General features: G+C 39.5%; 13 protein-coding genes. All 13 read right to left on the bottom strand.

The genetic code is table 11. The features are described 5' to 3' along the window. Positions 1–29: 29 nt before the first annotated feature. Positions 30–860 (bottom strand): 50S ribosomal protein L2, encoded by an 831-nt coding sequence (rplB, locus tag BCR24_RS14340; RefSeq protein ID WP_025869823.1) that lies wholly within the window; start codon positions 858–860, stop codon positions 30–32. A gap of 38 nt (positions 861–898) precedes the next feature. Then, positions 899–1,189: a 50S ribosomal protein L23 gene (gene rplW, locus BCR24_RS14335; protein ID WP_010761688.1), complete on the bottom strand. Its 291-nt coding sequence runs from the start codon at positions 1,187–1,189 to the stop codon at positions 899–901. Next, complete coding sequence (gene rplD / locus BCR24_RS14330) at positions 1,189–1,812, bottom strand: 50S ribosomal protein L4 (protein WP_069641194.1); 624 nt, start codon at positions 1,810–1,812, stop codon at positions 1,189–1,191. Before rplD ends, rplW begins: the two co-directional genes overlap by 1 nt. Before the next feature lie 25 nt (positions 1,813–1,837). Further along, positions 1,838–2,467 carry a 50S ribosomal protein L3 gene (gene rplC / locus BCR24_RS14325; RefSeq protein WP_010766222.1) on the bottom strand — a complete coding sequence of 210 codons (630 nt, stop codon included), beginning with the start codon at positions 2,465–2,467 and terminating at the stop codon, positions 1,838–1,840. 24 nt (positions 2,468–2,491) lie between these two features. Continuing rightward, entirely contained in the window at positions 2,492–2,800 is a 309-nt protein-coding gene (rpsJ, locus tag BCR24_RS14320) for a 30S ribosomal protein S10 (protein ID WP_002389727.1), read from the bottom strand. Positions 2,801–3,215: 415 nt separating this feature from the next. After that, on the bottom strand, positions 3,216–3,521 hold the full coding sequence (locus BCR24_RS14315) for a PTS sugar transporter subunit IIB (RefSeq protein ID WP_069641193.1): 306 nt from the start codon (positions 3,519–3,521) through the stop codon (positions 3,216–3,218). A gap of 50 nt (positions 3,522–3,571) precedes the next feature. Then, entirely contained in the window at positions 3,572–5,173 is a 1,602-nt protein-coding gene (locus BCR24_RS14310) for a solute:sodium symporter family transporter (protein WP_083244422.1), read from the bottom strand. Positions 5,174–5,197: 24 nt separating this feature from the next. Further along, positions 5,198–6,091, bottom strand: a complete 894-nt coding sequence (iolE, locus tag BCR24_RS14305) for a myo-inosose-2 dehydratase (protein WP_069641192.1) — start codon at positions 6,089–6,091, stop codon at positions 5,198–5,200. A gap of 32 nt (positions 6,092–6,123) precedes the next feature. After that, positions 6,124–7,152, bottom strand: a complete 1,029-nt coding sequence (iolG, locus tag BCR24_RS14300; RefSeq protein WP_069641191.1) for an inositol 2-dehydrogenase — start codon at positions 7,150–7,152, stop codon at positions 6,124–6,126. 56 nt (positions 7,153–7,208) lie between these two features. After that, the gene (locus BCR24_RS14295) at positions 7,209–8,213 is read right to left on the bottom strand and encodes a Gfo/Idh/MocA family protein (RefSeq protein ID WP_069641190.1); all 1,005 of its coding nucleotides are present in this window, start codon (positions 8,211–8,213) and stop codon (positions 7,209–7,211) included. 213 nt (positions 8,214–8,426) lie between these two features. Then, positions 8,427–10,340, bottom strand: a complete 1,914-nt coding sequence (iolD, locus tag BCR24_RS14290) for a 3D-(3,5/4)-trihydroxycyclohexane-1,2-dione acylhydrolase (decyclizing) (protein WP_069641189.1) — start codon at positions 10,338–10,340, stop codon at positions 8,427–8,429. A gap of 21 nt (positions 10,341–10,361) precedes the next feature. After that, positions 10,362–11,321 carry a 5-dehydro-2-deoxygluconokinase gene (iolC, locus tag BCR24_RS14285; protein ID WP_069641188.1) on the bottom strand — a complete coding sequence of 320 codons (960 nt, stop codon included), beginning with the start codon at positions 11,319–11,321 and terminating at the stop codon, positions 10,362–10,364. 14 nt (positions 11,322–11,335) lie between these two features. Continuing rightward, a complete protein-coding gene (iolB, locus tag BCR24_RS14280) occupies positions 11,336–12,154 on the bottom strand; it encodes a 5-deoxy-glucuronate isomerase (RefSeq protein WP_069641187.1) in 819 nt (272 codons plus the stop codon). Positions 12,155–12,161: the final 7 nt, after the last annotated feature.

Genomic DNA, 12,161 nt, shown 5'->3' with positions numbered 1-12,161 from the left:
TCAAAATGTACGACACATGGTCAAAAAAATTATTTAGTACGACGACGAACGATAAATTTGTCGGATTTAGCTCTTTTATTACGAGTTTTCAAGCCGATAGCTGGTTGACCCCAAGGTGATACAGGAGCTTTACGTCCAATCGGTTGTTTCCCTTCACCACCACCGTGTGGGTGATCGTTCGGGTTCATTACGCTACCACGAACTGTTGGGCGTTTACGCATCCAACGAGAGCGGCCTGCTTTACCAATGTTGATTAATTCGTGTTGTTCGTTACCAACAGAACCGATAGTTGCACGGCAAGTTGCTAAGATCATACGAACTTCACCAGAGTTCAAACGGATTAATACGTATTTGCCTTCTTTACCAAGTACTTGAGCACTTGTTCCAGCAGAACGGATCAATTGACCGCCTTTACCAGGTTTCATTTCAATGTTGTGGACAACAGTACCGACTGGAATGTTTTCCAATGGTAATGCGTTCCCTACTTTAATATCTGCATCTGTACCGGAAACAAGGCGCATGCCTACTTCCAATCCTTTTGGTGCTAGAATGTATGCTTTGATTCCATCTTCGTAATGTACTAACGCGATGTTAGCAGAACGGTTTGGATCATACTCGATAGTTTTGACAACCGCTACAACGTTATCTTTATTACGTTTGAAGTCGATCATACGGTATTGACGTTTGTGACCGCCACCTTGATGACGAACTGTAATACGACCGTTGTTGTTACGACCGGCATGGTTTTTTAATGGCGCCAACAACGATTTTTCAGGTGTTGATGTCGTGATTTCAGCAAAATCAGATGCTGTCATATTACGACGGCCATTTGTGGTAGGTTTATACTTTTTAATCGCCACGTCTTTTTCCCTCCCATTTAATAGTTAACATGGACTGCTTATTCAGCAGCATCGAAAATTTGGATTTCTTTTGAATCATCTGTTAATGTCACAACAGCTTTGCGACGTTTTTTTGTGTAGCCAGCGTGTTTGCCCATACGTTTAAACTTAGGGCGCACGTTAATGATGTTTACGTTTTTAACTTTAACATCAAATGCTGCTACAACAGCTTGTTTTACTAAAGTTTTATTTGCGCGAGTGTCCACTTCGAAAGTGTATTTCTTTTCGTCCATAGCTAGCATGGATTTTTCAGTGATCACTGGGCGTTTGATTACGTCTAGTAAGTTCATTATGCAAGCACCTCCTCAATTTGAGTAAGAGCAGTTTGTGTTGCCAATACTTTAGTATTAGAAACGATATCTAAAACACTTACGTCATCAGAAGTTACTACAGAAACGTTTGGTAGATTACGTGCAGACAATGCTGCAAAATCATTTCCTGTTTCTAAAACAACTAATACTTTCGCATCAATAGATAAGTTTGTTAGAACTTGTTTGAATTCTTTTGTTTTTGGTGCATCAAAGCCTAAAGCTTCAACGGCTACCAAGTTGTTTTCAGCAACTTTATCTGATAATACAGATTTCATTGCTAAACGACGAACTTTTTTAGGAAGTTTGTAGCTGTAAGAACGTGGTGTTGGTCCGAAGACTACGCCACCTCCACGCCATTGTGGTGAACGAATTGAACCTTGACGAGCACGACCAGTTCCTTTTTGACGCCATGGTTTACGGCCACCGCCACGAACTTCTCCGCGGTGTTTTACTGAGTGTGTACCTTGTCTTAATGAAGCACGTTGCATGATGATTGCATCGTAGACAACAGTTTCATTTGGTTCGATTCCGAAAATCTCTTCGTTTAAAGTGATTTCACCATTTTGAGTTCCATCTTGTTTAAATAATGCTACATTCGGCATTCCTTAGTTCCTCCTTTCCCTACGCTTATTTAGCTTTCACAGCTGATTTGATTGTGATTAATGATTTTTTCGCTCCAGGAATGTTCCCTTTGATCATGATTACATTTCTTTCAGCGTCCACTTTAACAATTTCAAGGTTTTGAATTGTTACGCGGTTACCACCCATACGGCCGGCAAGTTTTTTATTTTTAAATACACGGTTAGGTGCAACTGGACCCATTGACCCAGGACGACGGTGGTAACGAGATCCGTGACTCATTGGTCCGCGGCTTTGTCCGTGACGTTTGATAACGCCTTGGAATCCTTTACCTTTCGAAGTTCCTGTAACATCAATAATGTCTCCTGCTTGGAAAACATCTACCTTAATTTCTTTACCTACTTCATATTCTCCTAGCTCAACATTTTTGAATTCCTTAATGAAGCGCTTAGGAGCCGTGTTTGCTTTCGCAACATGACCTTTCGCAGGTTTGTTCGCTAATACTTCACGTTTGTCTTGGTAACCGATTTGGATAGCTTCGTATCCGTCAGTCTCAACAGTTTTTACTTGTAAAACTACGTTTGGCGTAGCTTCAACTACTGTTACTGGAATTAATTCACCAGACTCAGTAAAGATTTGTGTCATTCCCACTTTTTTTCCTAAGATTCCTTTGGTCATGAGTACACCTCCATCATCTTGATTTTATAGTTTGATTTCAATATTCACACCAGATGGTAAGTCAAGCTTCATTAAAGCATCAACTGTTTTTGGTGTTGGGTTCACAATGTCGATTAGACGTTTGTGCGTACGCATTTCGAATTGTTCGCGTGAATCTTTGTATTTATGAGTCGCACGAATAACTGTGTAAAGCGAGCGTTCTGTTGGTAATGGAATTGGTCCTGACACGTCAGCTCCAGTTCTTTTTGCTGTTTCCACAATTTTATCCGCTGATTGATCTAAAATACGGTGTTCATACGCTTTTAAACGGATACGAATTTTTTGTTTTGCCATCTTGTTCCCTCCTTCGCCTATTTTGAAAGTAGACATAGCTCCACGAAAATTTTTCCGTCACGCTCGTTCGTGGCAAAGCGTCCGGGCGTGTCGCAACCTCTCGTTTCTTAGCCGGTAGATCAAAAGCTTGATTTACCAATGCTTTTACACTTCTGTAAACAGCACCTTTGTAATTATATTATAGAAACATAGTAATAGCAAGGATTTTTTCAGAAAAAAGTCAGTTTTTTATTGCAAGGATTTTCTCACCTTTCATTTTCTTATGTGTTACCAATCAAATTATCTATTTGAGAACTATATAATAGAAGAAAAACTGACTTTGTATGCCAATGCAAGAATCGTTTTATGTGGGTCAAAAAAAATAGAGTAAAACATTTTCGTTTCACTCTATCTTTTTTTCATATTAAAGACTTCTTTACAATTGGCCAATCATTCGTTCAACATTCATATACTGAAAATCTTCTGGTTTGATGAATATGATTTTAGATGTGCATTTTTCCTGGTCAACGATTGCCTGTATTTTATCCTCATATCTTGCAACTTGAGGTGTTAAAAGTAATACATCATAATTTTTAAACGTAAGTTTCTCTTGAACACGACTTACAGGTGCATAATCGATTGCGTATTCTAACTTTTTTTCCCTGAGTGACTCTAGAATTTTTGAAACTAATAATGAAGCACTAATTCCAGATTCACAGATAATCAAAATTGTTTTTTCCATATCAACCCTCCTGTTAATCGATATTCCTTTCCCCAAACATTAAACTCACCTTATTGCAAGCTCGCTAAACCTATTGGAGAAAAAGCAACATAAGTCAAAATGACAATGACCACCAACACAACCGAAACAACTTTAGTATAGCGCCAAGGTTTGATGTCTACTTTCGTATCGAAGGACTCCAACACAAAATTTCCATCTGGTTTCCACTTAGAAATCGCCAACATGATCAAAATATCTAAGAAAAATAGCAGACTCAACACATACAAGAAATGAATATCTTTCAAAAAGACTTTTGATAATGCATATAACACAATATGAATCGCAATTGTTGACTTCGCTGCGATAGCTGTCGCTTTTTTCGAATAGAAAGCAAACAGGATAATGACCAATAACGGCATATTATATAATCCGTTGAACTCTTGAACAAATTGATACAACCCTGCTGGAGCGAAGGAAATGAACGGTGCAACAACCACAGATATTACACCAACTATTATAGTAACGATTTTCCCAGCCCGAGCAATTTGCTTATCATCCGCTTGTTTATTAATCACAGGTTTGTAGAAATCTAACGAAAACAGAGTCGCTGTCGCATTCAAAGCCCCGGCAAAAGAAGACAGGATCGCCCCAAAAATCACAGCTGCAAATACACCAAACAACGCTTGAGGTAAAACCTCTGTCACGAGATATGGATATGCATTGTCGGGATTGCTCATCAGTGCATCCCCAAAAATATTACGTGCAACAATACCTGGAAATACTAAGAACAATGCGCCAAATACTTTGAAAAGCCCTACAATAAAGGTCCCCTTTTGCGCTTCTGCTAGATTCTTCCCAGATAACGCTTTTTGCACGATCATTTGATTCGTACACCAGAAATATAAATTATTGAACAACATTCCCGTGATCAACGTTGGCCAAGGGACAATCGCTGAATCAATTGCACCAACAGAGTTTAACAGCCACGGCGTATGGTCGACAATATAATCTACTCCACCAATAAAGTTTCCATCACCTAGTTTCATTACACCTAAAATTGGAATCAATAAACCACAAATCAACAACCCAACACCATATACGGTATCACTATTGGCGCTTAATGATAATCCACCAATCAATAAATAGAGAATTCCGATCACGCCGATGATCAAGGCAACTAAAATAATTGCGACAATCGGACGAATACCTAACAATTCATCTATATGAAAAATTTTATTAAAAACGAGTGAACCTGAGTATAAAACAACCGGTAAAAATGAAATCATATACGTCACGATAAATAGAATCGAAATAATTCGTTTCGTTACTGTATCATAGCGAATTTCAATAAAATCTGAAACGGTATTGATACCATACTTAAAATATTTCGGTAAAAAGATGACGGCTAAGGCAACAATTGCAATCGCAGCCGTTACTTCCCACGCCATAACTTCCATACCAGCGTGATAACTTTGCCCGTTCTGACCAACGATTTGTTCAGTGGATAAATTCGTCATGATAATAGAACCTGCAATCGGCAAAGCGGTCAGGCTTCTCCCTCCCATAAAGAACCCTTCTGATCCAGAAGTATCTACACCTTTCGCACGACTGTACGCAAAAATCCAAACACAAGCCACGATTACGACAAAACTAATAAGAGAAAATAGATTCATAGAATTCCGCTCCTTTTTTTGTTTTTAAATACTCGTGATTTCGTGAATGTAGTCTCTCGCTTTCACTGCGTATTCAAAAGGATTAGCCTGCGCCGGATCTTGTTCGGCTTCAACAACAATCCACCCTTCGTAATCACTACTCTTGATAACTTCCCAAATCGGTGCAAAATCGATCATCCCGTCTCCTGGAACAGTAAATACTCCTGACTTAACTGCATTTAAAAAACTTTGCTCCGTTGTGCTGACTTGTCTCGCTATCTGCTCTCGTATATCTTTGAAATGAATGTGCTTGATACGCTCTTGATATTTTTGATAAATTTCAATTGGGTCTTCGCCAGAAAAGACCAAATGTCCGGTATCAAATAGCAAAGAAACTTTTTCAGGATCTGTCAAGTCCATCAAACGAGTGATTTCTTCTGTCGTTTGCACACCTGTCCCCATATGATGATGATAAACAATCGTCATTCCTTTCGCATTTGCCAACGCACCCAAGCGTTCCAACCCAGTTGCTAATGCTTGCCAATCTGACGCAGAAAATACCGGCTTTTCTTTGAAAATTGCTAGATCCATCTGACCCTGAATGCTATGTCCTTGTTCCGACACAACAATCACTTTGGCCCCCATAGCATGGAGAAAATTCATATGTTCAATAAACGCTTGCTCTGTCTCTTCATACGGTTTCGTTGTTAAAAAGGCACTAAACCAAGCACTTGCGACTGACAACCCTCGAATATCAAGATACGGTCGTAAGACATCTGGATCTTTCGGGTACTTATTCCCAATTTCAGTCCCTACATAGCCGGACAAAGCCATCTCACTAATACACTGCTCAAACGTATTTTCTTTCCCTAACTCTGGCATATCATCATTTGTCCAAGCAATCGGCGCAATGCCCAAACGGATTTTTGACTCATTCATTTTATTTTTCTCCCCTTTCAAAGGACTGCTATCTATAGATTTTCAATTGTGATCAATTCATTTGTTTCAAATGATTGTTTACACGCTAGTGCGATTTTAGTTGACTGCAGCCCATCATAAGCTGAAACTTGCGGTTGACGTTTTTCTTTGATACATGCAATAAACTCTTTCGCTTCATTAACGAAAGCTTCACGAAAGCGTTCTGGAAAATCTTGTGAGCAAGCTCGTACAACGCCTTTTTCATCCATGATCGTAACAAGATTTTTCTCTGGCGCCGCTGCTACTCTAAGCATCCCTTTCGTTCCAATCAGCTCAGTTTCTACATGATACCCATGATGACAATTACGACCTGCAACTAAGATCGCCATCGCTTGGTTTTCCAATTGCATCATGGCCGCTCCTGTTTCCAATTCTCCTACTTTATCCAATTCAGGATAAGCAGCATTTTTCCCTAACGCCCATACTTTGCTTACTTCTTTTTCTGTAAACCAACGGACTAAATCGATATCGTGAATTGACATATCCATGAAAATCCCTCCACTATCACTGGCGCCCGCAAATTTTACAAAGCTTTCCATACCTGAACTAGGATCGATACTATAACAGCGCATCAGAGTCAGTTCCCCTAATTCCCCATCTTCTACTAATTGTTTGGCATAGCGGTACGAATCGTCATAACGACGCATGAATCCCAACATAAATACTTGTTCCGGACGACTTTGAATTACCCGCTCTGTCGCTTTGATTTCAGCTAAATCCAAGCCAATCGGTTTTTCACTGAAGACGTGTTTACCATGTTCCATCGCCAATTGAATCTGCTCGCAGTGAAACCCAGAAGGGGAAACAATAAACACCGCATCAATCGTTGGACTTTTGACCATTTCTTCATAGTCTTGATAGGTTTCTTCTACCCCTAATTCCCTGACTGCATAATCCAATTCTTCTTTTACAAAACTACAAGCGGCAATTAATTGACACCCTTGAACATTTTCAGCTAAATTTTTTGCGTGAACTTTCCCTAAACGGCCTAAGCCAACAATTCCAACCTTGATTTTTTCCACTCTTTACTTCCTCCTATAATTAAAAGTTAAATGTTGATTTATTTAATAAAGTTGCTTCATTTATATAATGCTGGACATTCAGGTAATTGAATCAATGTTCGCTCACCTGTATCTCTTGCCTTACCACAAGCATCCATCGTAACGGCCGCCGCATAACCATCCCAAGCAGTCGGTCCAGTTAGATTACCCGTTTGAATCGAACGAACCCATAATTCAAATTCATAGTCATACGCTTCAACAAAACGAGTTTGCCAATCTGGTGCTATCTTTGTGTAGTTTTTTCCTTTTGCCTTCACATGTGTGTAGGCTGGATCTTCTAGCCCAATCTCTCCCGTTTCACAGACAACATCGCATTTGATATCATAACCAAACTGACAATTAACGAAAATCTCTAAATCGATATGGATACCAGAAACTGTTTCCAAGATCAACATCTGTGGATCATGCAGTTTTTCATGTGTGAAACTCGTTTGTTTAGGCAAAATCATTTGAGCTGAAACATAATCTTCTTGAAGCAACCAACGTAAAGCATCGATTTCATGGATTCCTGTGTTAATGATTGCCATTGGCGTTAAATAGTTTTCATCTGCCGTTGGGTTTCTATGGGCGCAATGAAGCATCAAAGGCTCCCCGAATTTTTTGGTTTCTATGGCTTCTTTCAATTCAATATAACCTCGATCATATCGTCTCATAAAGCCGACTTGAACTAGTTTCTTTCCTGCTTTTACTTCAGCATCAACGATTCGTTTACAACCTGCGCTATCTGTCGCTAAAGGTTTTTCACAGAAAACATATTTTCCATGTTTAATTGCTTCTAAAACATATTTTTCATGGGTTGGATCCCAAGAAGTTACCACAACAATAGCCACATCAGGTGAAGCAATCAATTCTTCTCCTGTTTCAAAAAAGACAGCATCAATCTGATTTGCTAAACGCTGAGCTTGTTCTACGTTTATATCTGATACCGCAGTCACGTACGCGCCTTGCACTTTTTCATTGATTCGTTTAATATGTTCGATGCCGATTGCACCTGTCCCAATGACGCCAACTTTTAAATCCATTGTTTTGCCTCCATTTTCTTTTTTACAAACCTGCTGGACAACTTCCTTAGCCACACTGTAACGTATGCGCTTTCAAAAAATGCTTATTTGCATATGGACTATAACTCGTTAAGCCATAGCCTATAGACCTAGAATTTGAATACACGGTAAGATCAGAAACAACTCCTTCTTATTTCGTGAAGTGAAACGCTCCCGATCCAACCTATTGTCATGCTAATACTCTTTGGCTTTTTCCAACATTTTTTGACTACGCTCATACGACTCTTGAACTGCCAGACTTTTTGAAACTTCTGCAACCCCAACGTGCCACCAACTGTCATACCCATCTGACATTGTTTTTGGTAAAACCTTCATTTCAATCAGAGTAGATTTTTCTTGTTTTTTAGCATCTTCTAGCGCTGCAATCAGTTCTTCTTTTGTATTAGCACGATAACTTTTGGCGCCATACCCTTCCGCAACTTTCGCATAATCTATATTCATGATTTGCTCACGATGATCTCTAAATTCACACTTATAGCTACTGCTACCATTACCCATTTGTAAATTATTGATACAGCCAAATCCAGAATTATCGAATAACAAAATATTGATCTTTTGCCCATATTGCAATGCCGTGATTAGTTCTGAATGAAGCATCAAGAAACTCCCGTCCCCTACCATGGCATAGACTTCTTGTGTTGGACTGGCTAATTTCACACCTAAAGCACCACTGATTTCATACCCCATACAAGAATAACCATATTCAAGATGATACGTATTCGGCACGAGTGGATTCCATAAACGCTGCATATCACCAGGTAAAGAGCCAGCTGATGCAATGACAATACTGTCTTTAGCTACGTTATTATTAACTGTAAGAAATGCACTAGTTTGAGCCAATTCAGTCTGTAGCATATCCGAATATTCATTTAGAATTTCTTGCGTGAATTGGTCTTTAATCTCTGGAAAAAAGTTCTCCCTCGAAAAAGAAATATCACCTAGACGCTTCCTTTCAACAGCCCATTCTTCTTTCAGATCCTTGATAATTTCACCAAATGACGTTTGATAGTCTGCCAACATCGGGATCAGATTCTCTACTGTCTCTTTTGCATCGCCGATAAGCTGGAACGCATCAAACTTATAGGCCTGCATGCGATTGACATTGATATTCAAAAATTTCGTTTGGTCATAATTAAAAGCGGTTTTAGAAGACGTGGTGAAATCCGTATACCTTGTACCGATTCCAATAACCAAATCAGCTTGTCGAATTGCCTTATTAGCAGCCAAAGTTCCTAAAACACCCGTACCTCCTAAGTTATTTTTAAAGTCTGCTTCTACAGTTGATTTACCTGCAGGTGTTTCAACTAACGGAATCCCACATTGTGTAGACAAATGAATCAATGCTTCCCGTGCCTGGGAATACTTTGCTCCACCTCCAACGATAATGACTGGTTTCTTACTTGTCGTGATTCTTTCTACGGCACCATTTAGTTCACGCTCTGTAGGAACTTGCCGATCAACGTAATGCACCCTCTTTTTAAAAAATTCTTCATCGTAATCATACGCTTCTGCTTCAGTATCTTGAGCAATACAAATCGTTGCCGGACCACAGCTCGCTGGATTCGTCATGACTTCAAACGCTCGTAGCAGACTACTCATCAATTGTTCTGGTCGTTGAACACGATCCCAATATTTAGAGACCGCTTTAAAGGCATCATTCGTTGTGATTGCCGCACTGGTTTCGTGTTCTAATTGTTGTAAAACTGGATCAGGCTGACGTGTAGCAAACGTATCTGCCGGTAAGATCAGCACTGGAATGTTGTTGGCAAACGCAGTTGCCGCCGCTGTGAGCATGTTGGCAGATCCTGGACCAGCTGAAGCTGTAACAGCAAAAATTTTCTGTCTTAATTTCTGCCGACTATAGGCTACTGCTGCATGTGTCATCCCTTGTTCATTTTTCCCTTGAATTACCTTCAAATGCCCTGGATTTTCTTCAAGTGCTTGACCGATTCCTAAGACATTCCCATGACCAAAGACATTAAAAATACCTTCAACAAAAGGGAATTCTTCACCATCAACTTGAATATATTGTTGATTCAAAAATTTAATCAGTGCTTGTGCTGTGGTTAATCGAATTTTTTTAGCCATTACTTTCCCGCCTTACTTTAATCAAGATTGATCTGCAATTAATTGTTCGATTTCTTTGGCTGTTGGCATTGCTTCTGATGAACTATGTTTACTAACAACAATAGCCGCCGATGCACTTCCATATTTCAATGCGGTTTCAATGTCTTTCCCTGTATTTAATGCATATAAAAAGGCTGCTGCATAAGAATCACCTGCACCGAACGTTTTCAAGACTTGGGTCTTATACGAACCCGCTTGATAGGTTTCTCCCTTTTTGGTATAGGCATAAGAACCTTTTACGCCATGCTTGATCACAATCAATTCAGGACGATGCTGAAATAGATAGTCTGTAGTCGCTTGATTTGTTCCACCTTTTTTGCCTTCCATTTCGTCATATTCATCTCTTGTACCGATCACAATATCAGCATTTTCAGCAACAATTGAATAATAAACGGAAACGTCTTCTGGTGATTGCCATGTGTACGGACGATAATCTAGTTCAAACGCAACTTTCACCTGATTTTTTCTAGCATAAGCAATCGCTTTTAATACCGCCTCTCTGGAAGGACTTTGCGCAAGTGCCGTTCCAGATACCAACAAGAGATCTGTTTGTTTGATGTATTCTTCATCGATTTCTTCCGGCGCTAGGTACAAGTCTGCCACTTGATCTCGATACATCAAAATGCTGCATTCTTCTGGGCTTTTGATCTCCGTAAATGCCAATCCTGTTTTGTGTCCTTTTTGATCAGTGAACAGTTGGCTCGTATCGATTCCAGCTTCGCTCATGTATTCTTTAATGAAACGCCCATGCTGGTCATCTGAAATTTTCCCAATAAAACCAACTTTTACACCTAACTTTGCGCTGCCAATTGCGATATTTGCTGGTGAACCACCTACATATTTTTTAAAGGTCATCGTTTCTTCCATCGGTCGATCATATTCCACTGCATTCAAATCAATACATGCTCGACCAAGGGCGATCATATCAAATGTTTTCGTCATCCTTGTCACTCCTTCTATTCTCTGTTTAAAATCCATTCGTGGTCAGGATCATTATGAAACTGCCACTTTCTAGTTGGACCTGCCATTACGTTCAAGTAATAAGAATCGTAACCATCCGGCACACCTACTGGGTGATAGCCTTTTGGAACAACGACGACATCACCATTTTCTATAGCCATCGTTTCATCCAGTAAGCGATCATCTGTATACACTCGCTGAAAAACAAACCCTTGTCTGGGATTCATTTCGTGATAATACGTTTCTTCTAATTTCGATTCTAGAGGTAAATTATCTTGATCGTGCTTATGAGGTGGATAACTAGACCAGTTACCACCATCAGTAAACACTTCAACAACTAACAAACGATCAGCAATTGGACTTGTATCTGGTAAAATATTATGCACCAAACGTTTATTCTGATATTTCCCTCTGCGTTCAATGGTATTATCTGAGGCTTTAATCAGAGTAGTTGTCTTTTTCTTATCAGATGGTGAGTAACATAGAATCACCGTGGCTTCGGTTATCGCTGTAATATCAAACATTTGCTCTATCGAGATATAGACACTATCCGTTGGGATTTTTTCAAAGACATTTTTTCGCGTGCCGATTGTCTTAAAGGTTTGTTCTCCATCCGTTACTTTAATTTTCCCTGTTAGGGCAACGATACACACTTCTTGCTTTCCTAATGATTCTTGAAATTTACTTCCACTCGTCATTTTTATGACTTTCAATTCAATGTACTGTAAAGCTGCATTATTTTTATTGATATGTTGAAGTAACGTGATGCCTTGCGCTAACTCTTGCGGGACAGGTTTATACTTTAAATGAACCATCCTTACA

The organism is Enterococcus ureilyticus (assembly GCF_001730315.1).
Taxonomy (GTDB): domain Bacteria; phylum Bacillota; class Bacilli; order Lactobacillales; family Enterococcaceae; genus Enterococcus_L; species Enterococcus_L ureilyticus.
Note: the sequence above shows the minus strand (reverse complement) of the source record. Positions and strands in the feature narration are given on the sequence as shown.